Annotated in this window: 20 protein-coding genes and 1 pseudogene; 18 read left to right on the plus strand and 3 right to left on the minus strand. The window is 35.0% G+C overall.

Going from position 1 to position 22,057, the window contains the following annotated elements; genetic code table 11:
- The first annotated feature begins 1 nt into the window (after position 1).
- Positions 2-913: a DUF1848 domain-containing protein gene (locus bsdtb5_RS05445; RefSeq protein WP_271715022.1), complete on the plus strand. Its 912-nt coding sequence runs from the start codon at positions 2-4 to the stop codon at positions 911-913.
- A 99-nt stretch (positions 914-1,012) separates the two neighbouring features.
- On the opposite strand, the pseudogene bsdtb5_RS21880 reads toward bsdtb5_RS05445, so the two are convergent.
- A pseudogene (locus tag bsdtb5_RS21880) lies at positions 1,013-1,123 on the minus strand (Y-family DNA polymerase); the annotation flags it as partial.
- 305 nt (positions 1,124-1,428) lie between these two features.
- Between bsdtb5_RS21880 and bsdtb5_RS05455 the strand changes: the two are divergent.
- The 5 genes from bsdtb5_RS05455 to bsdtb5_RS05475 all read left to right on the plus strand — a co-directional run bounded on the left by bsdtb5_RS05455 (position 1,429) and on the right by bsdtb5_RS05475 (position 5,115).
- Positions 1,429-1,695, plus strand: coding sequence for a hypothetical protein (locus bsdtb5_RS05455; RefSeq protein WP_271715023.1), 267 nt, complete (start codon positions 1,429-1,431; stop codon positions 1,693-1,695).
- Between the two features lie 107 nt (positions 1,696-1,802).
- Complete coding sequence (locus tag bsdtb5_RS05460; protein ID WP_271715024.1) at positions 1,803-2,015, plus strand: hypothetical protein; 213 nt, start codon at positions 1,803-1,805, stop codon at positions 2,013-2,015.
- Between the two features lie 42 nt (positions 2,016-2,057).
- A complete protein-coding gene (locus tag bsdtb5_RS05465; protein WP_271715025.1) occupies positions 2,058-3,863 on the plus strand; it encodes a leucine-rich repeat domain-containing protein in 1,806 nt (601 codons plus the stop codon).
- A gap of 309 nt (positions 3,864-4,172) precedes the next feature.
- Entirely contained in the window at positions 4,173-4,361 is a 189-nt protein-coding gene (locus bsdtb5_RS05470) for a ferredoxin (RefSeq protein WP_271715026.1), read from the plus strand.
- A gap of 58 nt (positions 4,362-4,419) precedes the next feature.
- Positions 4,420-5,115 carry a nitrite/sulfite reductase domain-containing protein gene (locus bsdtb5_RS05475; RefSeq protein ID WP_271715027.1) on the plus strand — a complete coding sequence of 232 codons (696 nt, stop codon included), beginning with the start codon at positions 4,420-4,422 and terminating at the stop codon, positions 5,113-5,115.
- A gap of 125 nt (positions 5,116-5,240) precedes the next feature.
- On the opposite strand, the gene bsdtb5_RS05480 is transcribed toward bsdtb5_RS05475, so the two are convergent.
- Positions 5,241-7,028, minus strand: coding sequence for a sigma-54-dependent transcriptional regulator (locus bsdtb5_RS05480; RefSeq protein ID WP_271715028.1), 1,788 nt, complete (start codon positions 7,026-7,028; stop codon positions 5,241-5,243).
- Positions 7,029-7,281: 253 nt separating this feature from the next.
- Between bsdtb5_RS05480 and bsdtb5_RS05485 the strand changes: the two genes are divergently transcribed.
- The 7 genes from bsdtb5_RS05485 to bsdtb5_RS05515 all read left to right on the plus strand — a co-directional run bounded on the left by bsdtb5_RS05485 (position 7,282) and on the right by bsdtb5_RS05515 (position 15,217).
- Entirely contained in the window at positions 7,282-8,565 is a 1,284-nt protein-coding gene (locus tag bsdtb5_RS05485) for a four-carbon acid sugar kinase family protein (RefSeq protein WP_271715029.1), read from the plus strand.
- Positions 8,566-8,618: 53 nt separating this feature from the next.
- The gene (locus bsdtb5_RS05490) at positions 8,619-9,779 is read left to right on the plus strand and encodes a sialidase family protein (RefSeq protein ID WP_271715030.1); all 1,161 of its coding nucleotides are present in this window, start codon (positions 8,619-8,621) and stop codon (positions 9,777-9,779) included.
- A gap of 21 nt (positions 9,780-9,800) precedes the next feature.
- Positions 9,801-10,961: an iron-containing alcohol dehydrogenase gene (locus tag bsdtb5_RS05495; RefSeq protein WP_271715031.1), complete on the plus strand. Its 1,161-nt coding sequence runs from the start codon at positions 9,801-9,803 to the stop codon at positions 10,959-10,961.
- Positions 10,962-11,101: 140 nt separating this feature from the next.
- Positions 11,102-12,010, plus strand: a complete 909-nt coding sequence (dapA, locus tag bsdtb5_RS05500; protein ID WP_271715032.1) for a 4-hydroxy-tetrahydrodipicolinate synthase — start codon at positions 11,102-11,104, stop codon at positions 12,008-12,010.
- Positions 12,011-12,026: 16 nt separating this feature from the next.
- Positions 12,027-13,097 (plus strand): 4-hydroxythreonine-4-phosphate dehydrogenase PdxA, encoded by a 1,071-nt coding sequence (gene pdxA / locus bsdtb5_RS05505; protein ID WP_271715033.1) that lies wholly within the window; start codon positions 12,027-12,029, stop codon positions 13,095-13,097.
- A gap of 148 nt (positions 13,098-13,245) precedes the next feature.
- Complete coding sequence (locus tag bsdtb5_RS05510; protein WP_271715034.1) at positions 13,246-13,686, plus strand: YhcH/YjgK/YiaL family protein; 441 nt, start codon at positions 13,246-13,248, stop codon at positions 13,684-13,686.
- Positions 13,687-13,936: 250 nt separating this feature from the next.
- Positions 13,937-15,217, plus strand: coding sequence for an SLC13 family permease (locus bsdtb5_RS05515; protein WP_271715035.1), 1,281 nt, complete (start codon positions 13,937-13,939; stop codon positions 15,215-15,217).
- Between the two features lie 100 nt (positions 15,218-15,317).
- On the opposite strand, the gene bsdtb5_RS05520 is transcribed toward bsdtb5_RS05515, so the two are convergent.
- Complete coding sequence (locus tag bsdtb5_RS05520) at positions 15,318-17,312, minus strand: methyl-accepting chemotaxis protein (RefSeq protein ID WP_271715036.1); 1,995 nt, start codon at positions 17,310-17,312, stop codon at positions 15,318-15,320.
- A 389-nt stretch (positions 17,313-17,701) separates the two neighbouring features.
- Here bsdtb5_RS05520 and bsdtb5_RS05525 point away from each other — a divergent pair, with 389 nt between their 5' ends.
- From bsdtb5_RS05525 to bsdtb5_RS05545, 5 genes are all read left to right on the plus strand, one after another.
- On the plus strand, positions 17,702-18,106 hold the full coding sequence (locus bsdtb5_RS05525) for a hypothetical protein (protein ID WP_271715037.1): 405 nt from the start codon (positions 17,702-17,704) through the stop codon (positions 18,104-18,106).
- A gap of 13 nt (positions 18,107-18,119) precedes the next feature.
- Positions 18,120-19,187 carry a hypothetical protein gene (locus bsdtb5_RS05530; protein ID WP_271715038.1) on the plus strand — a complete coding sequence of 356 codons (1,068 nt, stop codon included), beginning with the start codon at positions 18,120-18,122 and terminating at the stop codon, positions 19,185-19,187.
- A 70-nt stretch (positions 19,188-19,257) separates the two neighbouring features.
- Positions 19,258-20,136 carry a diadenylate cyclase CdaA gene (gene cdaA / locus bsdtb5_RS05535; protein WP_271715039.1) on the plus strand — a complete coding sequence of 293 codons (879 nt, stop codon included), beginning with the start codon at positions 19,258-19,260 and terminating at the stop codon, positions 20,134-20,136.
- Positions 20,117-21,565 carry a CdaR family protein gene (locus tag bsdtb5_RS05540; protein ID WP_271715040.1) on the plus strand — a complete coding sequence of 483 codons (1,449 nt, stop codon included), beginning with the start codon at positions 20,117-20,119 and terminating at the stop codon, positions 21,563-21,565. Before cdaA ends, bsdtb5_RS05540 begins: the two co-directional genes overlap by 20 nt.
- A gap of 67 nt (positions 21,566-21,632) precedes the next feature.
- Positions 21,633-21,902 (plus strand): HPr family phosphocarrier protein, encoded by a 270-nt coding sequence (locus bsdtb5_RS05545; protein ID WP_271715041.1) that lies wholly within the window; start codon positions 21,633-21,635, stop codon positions 21,900-21,902.
- Positions 21,903-22,057 lie beyond the last annotated feature (155 nt).

Consider the following 22,057-nt stretch of genomic DNA (forward strand, 5'->3'; position numbering starts at 1 on the left):
AATGATACTTAGTCCATGCGGACGTACCGATACGGTGCAATACTATACCCCTTGGTTAATGAAGAGGTTGAAAGAGGGATATGCTTATTCCAGAAATCCTTTGTTTAATAATAAAGTAACAAAATTGGATCTTACACCTGAAAATGTGGACTGCATCGTATTTTGTTCTAAGAACTATAAGCCTTTGTTACCTCATTTGGATTGGATTGAGGAACGCTACAATACTTATTATCATTATACAATCACAGCTTATGGGAAAGAGATTGAACCTGGAGTACCATCTAATGAAGATAGCATGGATACGTTGATTCAACTTTCTAAGATTGTAGGAAAAAATAAGATTGCCTGGAGATATGATCCGATTCTCTTTACAAAGGAATATACATTAGAAAAGCATTTGGAATCATTTGAATACATGACGAAACGTCTTGCACCAAATGTAGATCGTTGCATTTTCAGTTTTGTTGAGATGTATAAGAAACTCGAAACCAATATGCCAGAGATTATCCCATTTACAGATGGAGATAGAAAACAAATTGCAGAAGGAATCGGTTCTATTGTAAAGAAATATGGAATGTATGTTCAGACCTGCGGAACCAATGGCGATTACACAGAATATGGAATTCATACTTCGGGATGCACAACACTTGATGTTTTAGGAAATGCAAACGGTGTTCAGTTTAAGGATGTAATACATAAGGGTTCCAGACAAGGATGCCATTGTATCGAGTGCAGGGACATTGGAGCATATGATACATGTATGAATGGATGCAAGTATTGTTATGCGAATAAGACACCACAGAAAGCCTTTGAGAATTACAAGCTTCATGATCATGAATCACCAATCATGCTTGGACATATTCAGACAGGAGATACGGTTCAGGAGGGAAAAGCTAGGAGCTTTAGAAAGTGAGAGTTGGAAGGCGGGAGATTGACTGAAATAAATAGATAGAAGCGATAAATACTCCGCATTTTCTGAGGAACCATTTATCGCTTTTATATATTACTATTAGTATTCCCCATATATCTCATGAGCCATTCTGGAAAATCGCAAATACAAATCCATTCTTGGTGAAACAATGTTGAGTTCTGGGCAAACTTGCTTCGCCTGCCAAAGTGCTATATGAGCACAAAGTAACTCAATGGTAATGTTACTTATGAAACCGAACCAGTAGGGAAGAGCCTGGGTGCCAACAATAGTGGAATAGCTAATCGGAAGCAGTTTTAGTGCAATTAACAGAATGATGGATAAAATAAAGGTAGTTCCTAAAACGTAACTCCATGATTTGAGCCATGCTTTTTTGGAATCGCATAAGTTATAGATTACATAGGAGAGAATCATAAATTGGACAATGCCCTGGGGGAAAATTGCAGTGTTTTATTTTTTACACACGTTGTCGAAGATCTAGCAGCTACTAGCAACACACTTTGCATATTACAAAAGGGAAAGTAGACTATAAGGAAACAGTACAAGACTTATTACAAACTACTCAGGGAATGTCATATGAAACTACTGTAAAGGGTGAAGGTGAAGTTCAAATAATTGCTTCGGATTATCAGATTGTTAATAAGATACATACTCTGGATGGAATTCGCGTGAAGTTTGTTTCTATTAAGCAACCATTGATTCAATGCATATCTAGAGAAACTACTTTAGAAGATGCATATATTATAGTAAATAAATATGAGAGGTAATGCAGTAGCTATAGTTGAGCGCAACTGGTTATCATACAGATGAGTTACGTCTTTTCTTTGTAGGAAATTCATGGTAAGATAAAGTAAATAATGTGTGAGGAGAGATTATGTATTGTAGATATTGTGGTAATAAGATAAAACGTATTAAATCAAAGTTTTATCGATGTGCAAATTGTAATAAAACGTACTTTCTAGATGAAGAAGAGGAGAAAGAAAAGAATATAAATATTACAATAACCTTCACTAAGATTAGAATCGCTATTTGTATTCTAGTAGTGGTTTTTCTGCTCCTATTTCTTTTAGTATTAAGTAAGATTTAGTATGATTTGCACGATAGGGGAAATACATAATAAAGATGGAAAATGAAATTAATTGAGTTAAAATGTCCAAATTGTGGTGGCAGTTTGGATCTTGCTAAAAATGGATATGCACGATGCTCATTTTGTGGACAGATTATCGCTCTAGATGATGAACCAAACACAAATATTAATATAAATATTGTAAAAGATAAACAAGCAAAAACAAATAACATTTCAGCTTCAAAATTGATTATGATAATTGGAAGCATAGTAGTATTAATGCTTGTAGGGATATTGTTTGTTACATCGAAGAATAACAATAATCTAGAAGCAGATTCGGATGGCTTAACGAATAAAAACGGAGAATGCAATCAATTGTTTCTATCAGATGTCTTCCAAAAAGATTATAAATCAATAACACAAAAAGAAAAGAACAGAATTAAATACGTAAGTGTTGGTATTAAGGAAGGTCATTATATCTACGAATATAGTTTTCAGGACTATAGTAAATATAGTAATGAAGAAGAATTCCGTAATACCACGAAAACTTGGACAATTGATATAAAAGGCCTTCCATGGAGTAGTGATTTTACCGATTTTAAAGGAATAACACGCTTTGATTATAAATTAGGCATATCACAGATCAGATTCTCAAAAGACTGCAAATTAAAATATGTTACTTGTTCAGGTAGCTTAAAGGATTTGCAGAAGTCAATACCTGTATCACAGATAGAAGTGTTGGTAATAAATGCATATGGAGAAACATTAGATGGAATAGAGAAATTTGCTAACCTTACTAGCTTAACTGTGAATTCTGGTGAGATTTCTGATATTAGTAAATTAACAAACTGCCATAACCTTAAAAATCTGAATTTGAATTTAGATCAATTATCCGATTTTGGTGCTTTGAGCAAATTGACACAATTAGAAGAATTAACATTATCTTGTTATGAATTAAGAACACTTGATTTTGTTGAAGGTATGGAAGATTTAAAATCTTTAAATATTGTTGGTGGCGAATTATATGATGTTGCATCTTTAAAAGGTTTAAAAAATTTAAAGACATTAAACCTCGATGCTGATTTTGAAAGTCAGAATTTTGAAGTTATTGGTACATTAACCAATCTAGAATCTCTTGGCATAAGTGAAAATAATAAAAATATGGATTATCTTAAAAAGTTAAAGAATATTAAGAGGCTCAAAGTATCAGGTCTGGAAGACTTTAGTTTATTGACACCAATGAAGAATCTAGAAGAATTAAAATTATATAATTGTAAGTATGATAATGCTTATTTATTAAGTGAGAATAAGAAACTGCGATCACTAACGATTAATCATGGTTTTGGAATTGATATCTTGGATTTTAGTTTTCTATCTGGTGTCAAAACGTTACAAGAGTTTAAAATATATGGTGATGATTTTATTCCAAAAGAATGTCAAAATTTAGAGACTGTGTTAGAAATTCCTTCACTAGAAACGGTAAAAATATATGGCTTTGATATAACTATGAATCTAGAGAACATCAAGACAAATAAATCATTAAAAACCCTTGATTTACGGATCGTTTCCATTGCTAGTAAGGAAGCAACAGGAAAGAAAGAGAAGCTGGATATTAGTAAAGCTCTTGAGTTTGTAAAGAATTTTCCTAACTTAGAAGTAGTTAACGTTACAAGTAGTAAATTAAAATCCATAGAATGGGTGAAATACTTAAAAGAATTACATGTATTAGATGTAACCGATAATTATATTTCCGATTTTTCTGTTTTAAATAAACTAAGTAAATTGGAACGGTTAGTTTGTTCCCAAAATGCGAATACAAATGTAAAGCTTGATAATGATAAAGTAGAAATAATAGGTATTGAGAAATAAAAATGATGTTGTTCAAGTTTTGTAGCTTTTGCAACATACTTTTATGATATTTAATTGTATGATAAATATAAATTAATTTCTTGTATTGTTTGTTAAAGATATAGAAATAATAACTATGTTTCATGAGTCTTAATAATCGGGAAATCAATGAATATAAGTCAAGTACATTATGCAAAGGGCTTTTAAAGAAAAAAGAATAATAAAATTACATAATATATATAGAAGTTTAAAGTTAGAAAAGCGCCTTAGAAATGCTACTGTAAATGATATATTCAATAATTTATATTATAATATGAAAGGATGAAACAGATGAAAGCAAAAATTGATAGAGATGGTTGTATTATGTGTGGGCTTTGTACTTCTATATGTCCAGAGGTATTTCGTATGGGTGAGGATGGCCCAGCTGAGGTGTATGTTGATACTATCCCAATGGATAATGAAAATTCTGCAATAGAAGCATGTGACGGATGTCCTGTATCTGTTATAACAGTTGAATAAGAATAAACTATATTATAGTTAATTATGGTAACTAGGCAATAAGAAGAGAGGTGAATGAATGAGTGATCCAAGTTTTGCAGTACTTCAAAAAGTGCGTAACGGCGAGAGAACATTTGGTATAACACCTAGAATCCCTGGAGGGTTTATTTCGCCACAAGATTTAATGAAGATTGCGCAAGTTGCAGAGAAATATAAGGGACAAATTAAAATCACTTCGGGTCAGCGCATATCGATACTTCGTATAAAACCAGAGGATGTTGAAAATGCGTGGAAGGACTTAGGTATGGAGCCAGGAGTGAGATCCTCCTATTCAGTTAAAAATGTAGAAATTTGTCCAGCTGCGTTTTGCAAAAGAGCGAAACAAAATTCAGTGAAATTGGGTTTGCGACTTGAAAAAAAATATTATGGAAGAACGGCACCGAATCGAACAAAAATTGGCGTAACTGGGTGCTTGAACGCATGTACAAGTGCAAATAGTAAGGATATTGCAATTCTTGCGAACCAGGAGGGCTATATCATTCGGGTAGGTGGAAGTGCTGGTTTTTATCCAAGATTACCAGATGAAGTTGCAACAGGATTAACAGAAGATCAGGCTGAGAAGATGGTAGACTCTATTTTTGAATACTATTCAGAAAACGCTGAAATGGGAGACAAACTTGGGCCTTTTATTGATCGAATTGGATTTAATATATTTTTGGAAGGTACTATGCAAATATATAATAAGAAAGAAGAAATCGAAGAGCCACGTAAATAGGAAAAATAATTTTATATTAATAACGTTAACAAAAAAGAAGTTGTTTAAAGAAAACAACTTCTTTTTTGTGTTGAAGGCATAACTTAATGATGGTGTTTCACATACATGAACAGCTTGTCACCTTATTACTCTCTCAGATAACGCCAGAGTGTAGTACGACTGATCTGCAGCTGCTTAGCGGTGAGACTTTGATTGCCGTGGTTGACTGCCACGGCTTTTTTTATTATATCTCTAGTGATTTCTTCCAGAGGTCTTGTAAGGTCCATGGAAGTCTCTACAGGAGATGTATTGGTGCCGTTGATAGAGGAACGTTCCTTATCCAGAAGAATGGCCACAGAATTGCTAGTAATGTAAGGTGTAATCGTCAGAACTGCAAGCTCTCTGGTTAGACGTTTAAATTGTGTATAATTCTGTGGCCAATCATATTGCATTAGCATTTCCATGGCTTTGGGTTCAAAGCCTGCAAGTTGCTTGCCTAGGGACACATTCAAAGTGGATAGGTAGATACTTGACAGTGTAGGAAGCTCCTGAATCCTTTCCCGCAAAGTTGGTAGGCAGATGGTCAAGCAGGATAGGCGTGTGACAAAGTCTTGACCTTCAGGAGGAAGAAGGGAATCCCTCTGACTAATGCACGAGAAGATCACCCGGTTACGGCGGTGAAGGTTGGTATCAATGATGGTGGAAAGCAGTTGATGGCTTCGTTCAGGATCTAGAGCTTCTATACTTTTAAAATAAATTGTATTATTGTTGTCATTAAAAGGAGAATTATAGTGGTTGGTCAGATAGGTCCAGCCTTTGTCCGTTAGTTGACTACAGTCAATGGTAACCATAGGATTGGACTGAAGAGTACTCTGTGTATAAAGAACCCTAGCAATCTGATCTTTACCCGTACCATTTTCTCCAATGATCATGACAGGAAAGGAGCTCTGGCTTATCTGATTAATGGAATCAGCAAGGTCACCCATCGCACCTGTGATTCTATAGAAGCTATTGAAAAAGTGCTCCTCAGCTTCCTTTTTATTTGAAAATCGAATTCCATATTTTCCAGGGGTAATTGGAATTTTGGAGTCAGTAAAATAGAATATCACGTACTGTTGTCCTTCGTAAGGGAGCGTGCAACCGACTATGGAGAAAAGGGTTCCTTCAATATTATGGAATATTTTATGACTATCCAAGGATTTTACATTAGGGAGTTCCTGGCGTAGAAAATCATAAACCTCAGTCTCGTTTTTCTTATCCCAAGTGGAAAAATAAATATTCTCCTCAGAATCAAAAATAACCGTATAATTCCCGGAGTTCTTTAATACTTCTTTTATAAATTGATTCTCCCTGTGGACTTTCATATGCGTTGTGCTAATTTTTACCGCTTGGTTAAAGGCATCCTCAATACTTTCTGCACCAGAGGTAATAAGGATAGCGTTGAGGCCTAGGAGCTTGGCCTCTGTGTGGGAAATCATATCGCAGACTACCATATGGTAACCTTGAATCTTAAGCTTAGTAAGTAGTGGACGCACTTCTGCTGCTGAATGAACGGTGAAAATATCTACACGATACTGAAGTAGGTCGCAGAGTAGATGAGCGCTGCTTGTGATATTTGAAAACCCAATGATTGCGTAGCGTTCCTGATAATTCTCCGCTAGTTTAATTGCTCGTAGAATGTCGTAGACCGACAGGGATATTTCCACTACAGGGACCTCTGTTATCTCCTCAATCAAACGGGCTGTTCCACCTCTGGATATAATAACATCGTAGTTCTCTTCTATATGTCGATTAACTAATTCTTTTCCATAGGATAGATCACCTACATATGCATCTAATTTCATGTCCGTCCTATTCTTTGCCAGCCTCTCTATAGCGGTTTTCATGGCTTCATAAGGTGCTATTCCTAATACTTTAATCTTACCATTCTCCATATATAACCTCTCTTTCTAACCCTTTTTAGGGGGAACCTTTGCTTGTAACTGCGTAAGCTGTTTAATATATAAACAATGTACTATATATGAACAAATATTTCAACATAAAAATACACAATGTACTATAATGAAACATATTATAAGACAAACTTAATTGTTTATTCATTAAAAAATGTATAAAATAATAAATGTAAAGAAGAAATAAAGAATAAAAAGTTTAATTGTTTAAATATGAAAATAAGGCGGTGAGAATTTGATAACTCTATTGATAATTGCCGATGACTTTACCGGAGCACTAGATACAGGGGTTCAATTTGCAGCAAGTGGAGCAAATACTAGAGTAGTGACAAGTGCAAATTATGACTTAAACCAAGTGGATTCAGAAGTTCAGGTTCTGGTAATGGATGCGGAAACAAGACACTTAAGCCCTAGGGAAGCTTATGATATTGTATACGATATTACCAAAAGAGCCATCGAACAGAAAATCCCATATCTTTATAAAAAGACGGATTCTGCCTTAAGAGGAAATATCGGAAGTGAACTGACAGCCATGCTTTCGGCAACAGGAGAAAGAACTCTTTCCTTTCTTCCAGCCTTTCCTAAGATGAAGCGTTGGACCAAAGAGGGAATCCATTACATCGATGATGTCCCAGTAAGTGAGAGCGTATTTGGAAAGGACCCTTTTGAGCCGGTGACTTGCTCTTATATTCCACAGATAATCGGAATTCAGAGTGAGGTAAAGGTAAGTATCAGAACTGATAGTAATAGACACTTATCGGAGAAAAAATATAGTAAAGAGACTCAAACGGAGCCAGAGCTTCTAGTGTGGGATGCCAAAACAGACGAAGAGCTTGAGACTTTGGGACAATATCTATATGATACAGATCAGATGCACCTGACTGCAGGTTGCGCAGGATTTGCCACAGTACTACCGAAACTGCTTGGACTAGAGAGAGTTAGCAGACAGAACATAAATTTGATTCCTAATTTGTTAGTGATCTGTGGTAGTGTGAATCCGATAACTGCTGCTCAACTAGACTACGCTGAGAAGAATGGATTCTTAAGGATTCGATTGAAACCTGAGGAAAGACTGGATCAGGAATTCTGGACTAGCTCACATGGACAGGAAAAGCTTTCCCAGTGGAAAGATCTTTTAACAACACATTCCTGTGTGATTCTAGACAGTAATGATCTACCAGGACGAGAGGATACAAAAGATTATGCAAAAGCTCACGGATTGAGTCTTGATGAGATTCGGATGCGGATTGCAGTATCTTATGGCTATATTTTAAAATACCTTCTAGAAAGTGGTCTTCAAAGTACTCTTATGATTACAGGAGGAGACACACTACTTGGTTGTATGGAGAACTTGGGAGTGAGAGAAATGGAGCCAATCTGTGAACTGGCACCAGGGACTGTTTTGTCTAATTTTTCACTTGGAGAGAAAAGAAATCAGGTAATTTCTAAATCTGGCGGCTTTGGACAGGAGACGTTACTAGTAGATCTAGCATGTAAAATCTCCAGTACCACGATATAGAAACTAATAATATTTAAGTTTTGATAAATAATAAAAATTAGGAGGACAATAATATGCAATATGCAAAACTACAAGGATTGACTTGGGATGGAACTATCTACCAAAATGATGATATGGGAACACTAGAAGCACTACTTCCTACTGGCGGATATCCAACCGCTCATTCACCAGCAATGTTAGAGTTACCTAATGGCGATTTTATATGCTGTTGGTTTGCAGGTACTTATGAGGGAAGTGCAGATATTCGTATCATCTGTTCTATCTTACCTAAGGATGGGCTGGCTTGGTTGCCACCAGTTGATATTTCTAGCGACACTACTCGCAGTGAACAGAATCCTTCCTTATTTTACGGACCTGATAATGCTGTATGGGCTATGTATACTGCACAGTTAGACCGTCAAGCGGGTAAGGACAACATGCAATACACAGCTGTGGTTCGTTGTCAAAAGAGCACCGATGGTGGAAAGACTTGGGGAGCCTATGAGACTGTTTTCCCAGAGGAGGGAACCTTCTGCCGTCAACCAATTCAAGTTTTATCTAACGGACGTTGGATATTCTCTAACTGGTTATGTACTGATTCAGTAGACGGGTTATCTGGTGATCCAACCGCATTTCGTATCTCGGATGACGAGGGTAAGACATGGAAAATGGTAATGATGCCTAAGAGTAATGGTCATGTTCATGCCAACGTTGTAGAGCTAGAAAATGGACATCTTGTTGCTTTTATGCGTAACCGAGAGGCTTATCGTATTCACCGTAGCGAATCTTTTGACTGGGGTGAAACATGGAGCGTGCCAGCACCAACTCCACTTCCTAACAACAATTCTAGTATCAGTGCACTACGTTTACAGAGTGGTCGTATTGCAATTGCTTACAATCCAACTTGTACGAAAGATCCACAGCCTGGTAAGGCTGCATGGCCAGGACTTCGTTGTCCAGTAGCAGTGGCTCTATCAGAAGATGGAGGTTTAACATTCCCTATTGTTCGCTGGATGGAAAGAGGCGAGGGCTTCATGGGTGATGAGAACAAGACCAACAATCGTCAGTACGAATATCCATATTTGATGCAATCCTCTGACGGAGCACTTCATTTGACTTACGCGTCCCACACTCGAAAAGGAGTGAAATATGTTCGTTTTACTGAGCAGGACGTGCTCGGAGAAAAAAGAGAGAGTGTTGGACTTTATAACCCTACAGCTGCTCAGATACGCTAAGAGAAAAGGAAGGACTTAGATATGTTAAAAACTTATAATATCAAAATGCCCCATGCTGTATATGGTGGGGAAAATACCATAGAGAACATTACTACCATACTTAAGAACGGAAACGTTAAGCGAGTAGCTTTATTTACAGATAAGGGAATAGAAGATTGCGGTCTGCTATCTCTGACAGAGGAAGCAATAAAGGCAGCAGAGGTTGATTATTATGTATTAAATGACCTACCACCAGAACCAACTTATACTGATGTGCAGAAGCTAGTAGATCAATTCAAAGCCAGTGGAGCAGATATGATAGTGGCTTGCGGTGGCGGTAGTGTAATGGATACAGCAAAGCTCGCTAGTGTACTAGTTACTGATGAATATGGAGTTAAAGAGCTATTAGATGATCCTGGTTTGGCTCGTAAGTGTGTTCCTATTGTACTTATTCCTACCACTGCTGGTACTGGAGCTGAGGTAACTCCTAACGCTATTGTAGGTGTTCCAGAAAAAGAGCTGAAAATTGGAATTGTTAATGAAAATATGATTGCAGACTATGTAATATTGGATGCTAGAATGATTAAGAACCTACCACGTAAAATTGCGGCAGCCACTGGTGTTGATGCTCTGGCTCATTGTGTAGAATGCTACACTAGCAAAAAGGCTAACGCTTTCAGTGATTTGTATGCACTTGAGGGTCTAGATCTTATCTTGAATAATATCATGGCTGCTTGCGACGATCCAGAAGCAATGGAAGCAAAGAATCGAATGCAGATCGCAGCTTACTATGGTGGATTAGCAATCACCGCATCAGGAACAACTGCTGTTCATGCGCTAAGCTATCCTCTTGGTGGAAAGTATCACATCTCCCATGGTGTGTCCAATGCTATCATGTTGGCACCAGTTATGCGTTTTAACGAACCATTATGTAGGGATAAATTTGCTGCCATCTATGATCGATGCGTCCATACAGATCAAAATTGCACTACAACAGAGGAAAAGAGCGCTTATATTCTTGCATGGATGGAGAAAATCGTTAAGGATCTAGACATTCCTACTAATCTAAGGGAGTTCGGAGTTGCTGAAGAAGATCTTGATGGATTAGTAGATGCAGGAATGCAGGTTCAACGTCTGTTAGTGAACAATATGAGAGAAGTTACCCCTGCTGATGCAAGGGCTTTGTATCAGGAAATAATGTAATAAAAGACAATCATAATGTGCCAGCATATCACTTAAATAATAGCTTATCAGTATATATTGGAACATTATGAATGTTTTAGATAATTAGGTTTATAGGTTACCTTTATTAACCCAAATGTAATATATAAGGAGAATGCCAGATGAAAAAGGTAGAAATAAAGGGTATTATTCCAGCGATTATAACCCCTATGAATGAGGATGAGAGTGTTAATATCGATGTGCTACGTGAGCAGATCGAACGTCAGATAGAAGGTGGTGTTCACGGAATATTTCCATTCGGTACGAACGGTGAGGGTTATATCCTAAACGAGAATGAGAAGATTGAAGTTCTAGAAGCTACAATTGATCAAGTAAAGGGAAGAGTTCCAGTATATGCAGGAACAGGTTGTATCTCTACTCGTGATACCATCCGTATGAGTAAGAAAGCAGAGGAATTAGGAGCAGATATTCTGTCAATCATTACACCTAGTTTTGCGATGGCATCACAAAAAGAGCTATATGACCATTATGTAGAGGTAGCAAAACATGTGGATACACCAATTGTGCTATACAACATTCCAGCTCGTACTGGTAACAAGTTATTGCCAGAGACGGTGGCTAAGTTAGCTAAGGATGTAGATGTTATTGTTGGAGCAAAGGATTCTAGTGGAGACTGGGACAACCTTTTAGCATACATCACTCAGACACGTGATTTAAACAAAGATTTTGGAGTATTATCAGGGAATGATTCACTCATCCTACCTTCTCTAAAAGAGGGTGGAGCAGGTGGTATCACTGGTTGTTGTAATGTGTACCCACGAGTGTTGTCCTCCATATATGACTTATTTGTGGCTGGCAAGATGGAGGAAGCACAAGCTGCACAAGATTCTATAGTAAGCTTACGTGCGGTATTTAAACATGGTAATCCAAATACAATTGTTAAAACAGCAGTTTCATTGTTGGGATACAATGTGGGCAAGTGTCGTGCACCTTTTAATCAGGTTCCAGAAGAAGGTATCGAAGCATTGAAAAAAGTCTTAGCTGAAAATACTGCGAAGGGTATGTGTTAAGAAGGAGGTACCAATCATGAATAAAAAACCTATTGTGGGAATCACCATGGGTGATCCAGCTGGTAATGGACCAGAGATCACAATCAAAGCATTAGCACATTTTGATATGTATGAGCGCTGTAATCCTCTAGTAGTGGGTGATGCCAATATACTAGAGCAGGCTACTCACTTTGTAAATCGACCAGATATTAAGATTAATCGTTGTGAGAAAGTGTCCGATGCCAAGTTCATTCCTGGTACAGTAGATGTATTGCATTTGCCTTTAATCGAGGATGTTAGTCGCTTCGAGATAGGAAAAGTAAGTATTGAAGGTGGAAATGCAGCTTTCCAATGTGTGAAAAAGGTTATTGAGCTAGCAATGGCTGGCGAGGTTGACGCTACCTGCACGAATGCCTTGAATAAAGAAGCTTTAAATATGGCACTAGAACACTATAAAGGAAATCTTTCTGATGGACATACTCACTTTGATGGACACACTGAGATCTATGCAACCTATACAGGCACAAAGAAATATACTATGATGCTTGCTCATCACGATCTACGAGTTGTTCATGTTTCTACTCATGTCTCTCTGCGTGAGGCCTGCGACCGCGTTAAGAAAGCACGAGTACTTGAGGTAATTGAAATTGCTTATAAGGCATGTAAAGATATGGGGATTGAGAATCCAAAAGTGGCTGTAGCTGGCCTTAATCCTCATTGTGGAGAGAATGGTCTATTTGGAACAGAGGAGATTGAAGAGATTAAGCCTGCCATTGAAGCAGCTAAAGAACTGGGAATCAATACTGTTGGTCCAATTCCACCAGATAGCGTCTTTTCCGAAGCGTTAGGAGGATGGTATGACATAGTGGTGTGTATGTATCATGATCAGGGTCACATTCCACTAAAAACAGTTGGTTTTGTGTATGACCGCGAGAAACAAGGGTGGAAAGCTGTAGAAGGGGTCAATATAACTCTAGGGCTTCCAATTATCCGCACCAGTGTAGATCATGGTACAGCATTTGGTTTGGCTGGTAAGGGTATCAGTAATGAGCTTAGCCTTGTAAATGCTATTGATTACGCCATTCATATGGCCGCTGGACAGAAATAAGTTATAAATTAAACTAACATTACGTTAATATCAACGTTACTTATGGGAATAAACCTAGCTACTTAGGGGATTTGCAGTATTTATAATGACTCTTAAGTAGTAGGTAAGAAAATACTTTGCCTGAAATAGGCGAAAGGAGGAAAAGACAATGCTGATACAAAGACTGGAACAATTAAAAAGTGATTGTGCCTGGCTACCACATCTTGAAGATGCGCTTGTATGCTTGGCTGAGCACAAAAACGTTCCTGCCCCAGCACAGTTTGACTTTCCTGGTGGCTATATGATGTTACAAGAGGGGATTACCAAGGAAGTTAACGAAGGTGACTATGAGGCACATAGACGCTATCTGGATGTACAAGTGCTCTTAGAGGGAAATGAGTCTGTAGTGTGGAATGATATTTCTATGTTGCAACCTAGTGTTCCTTACGATCCTGAGAAGGATAAAGCCATGTATAACGGTGAAGGATGTAGCATGACGCTTCAACCTGGTACCTGTTATATCTGTTGGCCAGAAGATGGACACAAGGCCTGTCGTCATATTGGACAGCCCACACACTATCGTAAGGCAGTAATCAAACTACTGATTTAAGCTCATTCAACACGATTTTTTATTTTTATTCATATTTCAAGCTAAGATAATTTATAAAAGACTATTTAAAAGGCTAATCTTATAGAATATGTATTTATATCACTTGATATTTAGGTATGTTGACTTATTCTATAACACAATACATATATAGCCTAGCCTTTAAGTATAGTTATCATCAAATGAATTTGAAGAATAATAGGACAAACAATATACAAATTCCTATTGGTAAAAAAGAGAGGAGAAATACAATATGACTACAGAAATGATTCTTGCTCTTGGCATCTTGATTCTAATGATTGCACTCATCATGTCAGACAAACTTCCATTCGGAGCACCACCACTACTTGCCTGCTTATTGCTAGTAGTTACAGGACTATCCACTGTTCAAGAGGCCTTCGCAGGCTTCGTTAACCCAAGCGTTATCATGATCGCCGGCTTCATGGTGGTTATGGCAGCTCTCCAGAAAACCAGTCTTATTCTTAAAATACAGACATCCATGGTTACCTTAGTTAATAAGGGAGGATACAAAAGTTATGCCCTTCTAATTATAGTTGCTATGCTTGGTGCCAGTCTAGTTGGTAGTGGAGCAACAGGTTACTATGTGTTGATCCTATCATTGGTATCAACTATTCCATATAGTAAAAAGCTTCCTACATCAAAACTTATGATGCCATTAGGATTTGCAACTAACCACCCATTGATTCCTATCAATGTAGCACTTCACTTTGGTATTACTATTACGGTACTTGAAACTGCTGGTTTCACAGATAAGATTTCCATGGCAAAATTCTCACTGATGAATCTAGTAATGTCTCTAGCATTCCTTGCATGGTGTTTGATCTCTTATCGCTTCTTACCAGATCATCCAATTGCTGATGCTTCTGAGGAAAGTAAGGCAATGCATGAAACTGAGGCTAAGATGATGCCAGCTTGGAAGGAGTACAGTATTATCGCTGCTTTCGCGATTAGTGTTGTCGGTATGATGTTCATGAACCAGATTGGTAATGCAGCCTTTGTAATTCCTGGTTTGGCAGCTTCCTTCGTACTTATGATTGGTGGGCTTGACTTCAAAGAAGTTCGTGACAATATGGGTGCTCCAGTAATCCTAATGATGGCTGGTGTTATCGGTGTAGCTGACGCTCTTGCTAATTCTGGATTCACAGCTATGGTTGGTGATAGCATGGCGCATGCCCTAGGAAGCAACGTTAATCCTTTTATTATCATCTTAGTATTTGCATTGTTAACTAGTACCAGCGCAACTTTCACTGGATCTAACATGGGTTCCGTTTACATCTTTGCACCTATTGCAATTGCTGCATTTATTAGTATGGGTCTTAATCCGACTGCAGCAGCAGCAGCTGTGGTTGTATCAGGATGGAACGGAGGATACATGCCAATTGATGGTATGCCTGCTTTGATCATGGGTATGGGTAAATACAAACTTCCAGATTTCTGGATATTCACCGTTCCAATGTACTTTATACGTATCATCGCTTTATGTATAGGCGCTGTTATTCTATTTCCAATGTAACTAATCAATGTAACCTAATTACGATTAGAAAGAAAAAACTCAATGTAGATAAAAAATTCTGAAATGGAACTTTTTTATCTCACATTGAGTTTTTTATTTATTAGCTTTTCGTTTTAAAACGATTGGTTTGATCTTGTAGTTGTGCTGCGATGTTACTTAATTCATCAATACTAGCTCCGATTTCTTCGAAAGCGCTGACTTGATCTTGAATGCTTAAATTAATGGATTGAGAAGAGGAAGCGCTTTCTTGCGTTGTATTTGAAATATCTGACATGGCAGTTGCCATTTCCTTCGCAATCAAAGATTGATGATTGGACGCTTCAGATATTACAGCTATTCTTGTGACTGTTTTTTCTATTAGTTGAAGTATATTTTTAAATTCAATATCGGTTTCGTTAACTTTTTCAACACCCTGAACAACAAGCTGCTTTTCTTTTTCTATAGAAAGATAAGTAGCTTCAATTTTATCTTCAATGCTTTTTATTAAAACGGTAATATCATCAGCGGATTGCTTACTTTGCTCAGCTAATTGTTTTACTTCTTGTGCAACAACAGCAAATCCTTTACCATGTTCACCTGCCCTAGCAGCTTCGATATTTGCATTCAATGATAAGAGATTCGTTTGCCCAGAGATTGCAGTAATCAAATTAGCTATTTCATTTATTTTTATTGATGATTCCTTAAGTTCTTTCATCATGTCATATGTTTTTTCAGAAGAATGTTCAATATAACCCATTGCATTTGCAACGTCCTTAAGTTTTGTAGCACCATAATTAGCAGCATTTAAGACTTCTTTGCTATTGTCTGTAGCAATCATAGATTCTTCACAAACTAACAGTGCACCATTTGCCAATTCATCAATACTTGCAGTAGCTTCTTCTATAATACTCGCACTATTTTGTAATCCATCCGTAATGGTAGACATTTCAGATGCTATACTTTCAATCTTCGAATTAGCATGTTCTGTAGCTTTTGCTAACTCGTTAGAAGATATTGCAATTGTATTAGAGTGTGTTTGCACGAGACCAATTATGTGCTTAATATTTCCTGTAAACTTGTTAAACCATTTTGATAAAGTTCCAACTTCATCCTTTGTGTTTGATTGAAGTTGTCTTGTTAGATCACCTTCTCCTTCAGCGATATCCTGTAACATAGAGTTCACCGCAATAATTGGGTTAGTGATCAGCTTTGAAATAATTAATGCAAACATGAATGCAATTACAATTTCAATAAAGGATACGATAACCATCATTTTAAGCATTGAATTTGTATGGTTACGTGTCATTTTCATTATATTTGTATGAATATCTTGAATCAAAGGTTCTAGTTTATGTATTGCATCACGATATTTGCCGTTAAGGCCATCAGCTTCAGTTAAGCCAATTTCTTTTTCAATCGTAACAATAGCGTTGAACTTGTTATCATATTCATCAAGTAGTTTGATTTCATTCTCGTTCTTTGAAGAACTAAGCGATTTTTTAAAACTAGTGATAATAGTATTTACTTTATCTACATATTGTAGATCATGTCTTAAAAAATAATCTTTTTCTGAACGCCTTGCTTCTAACATTAAGATAATATGATCTTTGTTTGTGATACTGTTCTCAATAGAATGAATAGCAGTTCTAAGTTCACCTTCAATGCCATAATCCTTAAAACCACGTTCTTTGGTTTTGTCTACAACTTGAAGGAAAGTGTCATGATAGATTTTTGACTCTATCAGTATTTTGTTTAAATCATGAACTAATTCTTTCTTGTTTTTTATATCGTTACTTTTTAAAAGTATTGATACATTTGACTTTAGAGTACTATAGCTTTTATTGAAGTTATCGATGTACTCACTCTTACCTTCTTTGAAGAATGTTTCGTTTTGACGTTCTCTTAATAGAAAGTCTTTCTCTTGTTTTCTCATCAAAAGCATTGATTCATTCACATTATCATTTGCAGTTAATAATGGAATCTTTTTATTACTGATATCGTTTAAAGTAGTATTTGATTGTATTATTACAATAAGAAATAAAAGTATTAATGTAGTAAAAGATACAAGTAGCTTAGTTCTTATCTTCCAATTTTTAAAAAACAACTTTTCCATCATGATCACCTCTTTATATTTTCTTAACATTTTTATTCAAACATCCAAATAATATAATAAAAATAAGAATTCGTCTACTTAATTTAATAAAATAATTCAAAACATTACACAATACTACAAAAAATATATTAATATAACAATGGCAATGTTCTATTTTCCATATTAGAATTATTTAGGTTGCTGATAAAATTCCGTTAATAAATGAATAAAATATTTTACGGATATTAAGAATTATTAAAATTGTTGAAATTTTATCGAAAATAATAAACCTTTATGATATAATAGGATTCGTAATAACGATAATGGGATATACATGAAAAAATGAATATTTTTAGGTAGTTATCATAAAAATAAATTTATTTCTATAAACAAAAAAGTATTGAGGTGAATCAATGTTAAATAACAATAAGATACATGTGATGACGAAACTTGCTATGTATGAGAAAAATGAGGGAAAAAAAGATATAAAGTTAGGTAAATATTATAGAACAGATTACGTTAGATTTCATGCTCTTAAGACTATAGTAAGCGTTACAATAGGATATCTTTTAATTTTATTAATGATCGTAGCATATAAAGCTGAGTATATTATTAGTAAGGCTGTAACACTAGACTATAAAGCAATTGGAACTTATGTAATAGGAATATACATTATATTATTGGCTGTTTATATGATTGTTTCTATCATTGCGTATTCCATACAATATGATTCAGCAAAGAAAAGACTCGTAGTTTACTATAAGAATCTAAAGCTTCTTAGAAAATTATATAAACAAGAAGAGTCAGAACAAAAGTAGGAGGATTTACAAAATGATGAATTTATTGGTGTTAAGAGAAAGACTAAAGAGTCTTTATCAAAAGTCCGAAATGTATATTAATCCAATAGCTAAGTTTTTAATGGCCTTTATTATATTTTCATGTATTAATCAAACAATAGGATTTGATGAGAGATTAGATAAGTTAGTAGTTGTTGTTCTATTATCTTTAGTAAGTGCATTCTTGCCAGTATCTATTATTGTTTTATTAGCAGCAATTCTAATGATTGGGCATATATATTTCTTGTCAAAAGTATTATCCATTATTACAATACTTTTATTATTTATTTTATACTTTTTATTTTTACGTTTTACGCCAAACTTAGGATTAATAGTATTAGCAGTTCCTGTTCTTTTTATATTAAAAATTCCATATGTCGTTCCAATTATTCTTGGATTGGTATGTACACCAGTTTCAATTATTCCTGCAAGTTGTGGGGTTATTGTCTATTATTTTGTATTAGTCATTAAAAATACTGCCATAACTTCGAATAATATTGGAATTGATGATACGCTACAGTTGTATACTTTAGTAGTTAATTCTTTAATGAATAATAAACAGATGCTGCTCTCAATTGTTGTATTTGCAATAGTAATCATTGCTGTTTATTTAGTAAGTAAATTAGAATTCGATCACATATTTGACATTGCAATTATTACAGGACTTACGGTAAATGTATTAGGATTTTTAATTGGTGATCTAATGCTTGATGTTTCAGATAAGATAGTAGAGATGATTCTAGGAACAATATTCTCAACAATCATAGTTTATATCTTTCAATTCTTTCGTCTTACCCTTGATTATACTGCTATCGAAAAAGTACAATTTGAGGATGATGATTATTATTACTACGTTAAAGCAGTTCCAAAGATTAATGTTACAGTACCTGAAAAGAATATAAAACGAATTAATAGAAGATCTGCAATTGGTGATACTGAAAAATTAGATGAAGTAATTCATGCAAGTAAAACAAATAGATATGCAGATCAAGTAGAAAATCGTACAGATAAAGAGTATGAAGATGATGATTACAGAAATGATGATTTTGACAACGAGGAATAATTGATAACAATAGCTAACTTTATAGGTCACATGGAAAACTAAGAAACGAATTAATAAGGGTGCGGTATATATGGAGACAATAAGAAGTTTTATAGAGAATTATCTCAAGTGGATAAGGTTACCTAGAATTACAGTCATGGATATAGTAGAGATTATAATCTTAGCTTTTTTAATTTATGAGGTAATTAAATGGGTAAAGAATACTAGAGCATGGATGCTGTTTAAAGGTATTTTAGTTTTACTTATTTTCTGTTTAATCGCATCCATTTTTAACTTTACAGTAATACTTTGGATTTTTTCAAAAACAATTAACGTTGGAATTATTGCAGTTATCATCGTATTCCAACCTGAATTAAGAAAAGCATTAGAACAGCTAGGTAGAAGAAATCTTGTCATGAATATCATTCCATTTGAAGATCAAAAAGAAAAGAATGAAAGATTTTCAGATAAAACAGTGAATGAGATTGTAAAGGCAACTTATGAATTGGCAAAAACTAAGACAGGTGCTCTTATGGTTATGGAGCAAGATATATTGTTAAATGAGTATGAAAGAACAGGTATCAATATAGATTCTGTAATAACTAGCCAATTATTGATTAATATATTTGAACATAATACTCCACTTCATGATGGAGCTGTACTATTAAGAAATAATAGAATTGTATCAGCTACCTGTTACTTACCATTATCAGATAATATGATGTTAAGTAAAGAACTAGGTACAAGACATAGAGCTGCAGTTGGTATTAGTGAAGTGAGTGATAGTGTCACAATTATAGTTTCAGAAGAAACAGGTGATGTATCTATTGCGATTGGTGGACAATTAATTCGAAGAGTAGACGCCGAATATTTAAAACAAAAATTAATAAATTTACAAAATAAGCAAACAGATACAAAGAAAATTAAATTATGGAAAGGACTGCTAAAGAATGAAAGAAAAGTTGACTAAAAATTTAGGAATGAAAATTCTATCTTTCGCTATAGCTTTGGTATGTTGGATTGTTATTATAAACATTGATGATCCAGTTATTACTAGGACTTTCCCAGGTATTCCTGTTGACATTATAAATGAGGATTCCATAAATTCATTGAACCAGGTCTATGAAGTAAAAGAAGGCGATGTAGTAAATGTAACGATAAAGGGTAAGAAGAGTGTAATTGATTCTCTTACAACAGCTGATATAAAGGCAGAAGCGGATCTTAGCAAACTGTCAAAAGTAAATGCTGTACCTATTCGAGCATATATTACCAAACAAATTGATGGAGCAATTGAATTATCACTTGGAAGAGTTGATACACTCCGAGTATCGTTGGAAGATGTCGCAAAGAAGCAATTTCAGGTAACAGTTGAACAAAAAGGTGAAGTTCAAGATGGTTATTCTGTTGGTACAATACGAGTAAAACCAAATCTCATCAAAGTATCAGGAGCAAAGTCCAAAATTAGTAGTATTGAAGAGGTAAGGGTAACATTAGATGTATCTAATGCATCTGGTAAGATTGATGAATATCTTGAACCAAAAGTATATGATAGAAATGGATATCAGATTGATTCAAGTAATTTGAAATTTAGCTCTAATGCTGTTAAGGTTACAGCTGATTTATTAGAGACTAAAACAATCCCTCTGTTAATTAATGTGTCAGGTAAGCCTGCCAATGGTTATAAATATATTAGCATTGATTATGAGCCAAAGAAAATAACAATTGCAGGAAAACAAAAATATCTAGATGATATGAAATACTTAGCAATTAAGCTTGATATTTCTAAAGCGAGTGAAAACATAGAAGAGGAAGTTAATTTAGAAGATTACCTGCCTGATGGAATAAAAATTGCAGGTGATAAACAAACTGCTATGGTAAACATTACAATAGATAAATTAGTTAAGAAGAGTATTTCTTTGAATGTGAATGATTTAGAAGTAAGAAATATTCCTTCTAATATGTCATTTAGTTATATAAAAAAAGGTATGTTATCGCTAAGAGTACAAGGTGTAAGTAAAGATTTAGACAATCTTGTAATATCCAAATTAAATCCTTATATTGATCTAAAAGGCTTAAAAAAAGGAACTTACACTGTTGAAGTAAAATTTAATGCTCCAGATAATATTGTGATATTATCTAAGATCATGGTTAAAATACAATTGGTAGATGAAGATAAAACAAGTTCATCAAGTGATAACAAAAATGATAGTACGTCAGATACTAATATAGAGGATACGCCATCGCCATCTCCATCACCAACACAATCATCAGAATCAAGTAAGGATAAAAGTGATGGAAATGATTTGAATCAACAGGAGACACCAAGTGCAAGTGATTCAAATATAGAAAGCGATAATAGTAATAATGAGAGTAAAAGTAATACATCAAGCAATAATTAAATTAGATAAGTCATGGTGTTGAAAATATGTTACAATGAAATTACACAAAAAATAAGGAGGGAAAGATATGGTTAGTCGTAAGGTGATTGTTAATAATATTATTGGGTTACATCTTAGACCTGCTGGAATATTGTGTCACGAGGCTATGAATTATAAATCAAGAATTAGTTTTAAGATAAATGATTGTACAGCAAATGCAAAAAGTGTAATAAGTGTTTTAGGGGCTTCTGTTAAGCATGGAGATGAAATTGAATTGTTCTGCGAAGGAGAAGACGAAGAGGAAGCACTAGAAAGATTAGTACATGTAATAGAAACAGGACTCGGTGAAAAAATATAATCGATTTATAATAAATTTGGTATTGTCAAGGTAAGTTTTGAATGATATAATTTAGTAAAATAAAGCATCAAATCATTAAAGTGATTTGAATAGATAGAAACAATAGGGCTTGTATTAGATGCTTTATTGTTTCAAACTATATAGTAAAGGAATGA

Origin of the sequence: Anaeromicropila herbilytica, from assembly GCF_016591975.1 — a bacterium.
GTDB classification, from domain to species: Bacteria; Bacillota; Clostridia; order Lachnospirales; family Lachnospiraceae; genus Anaeromicropila; species Anaeromicropila herbilytica.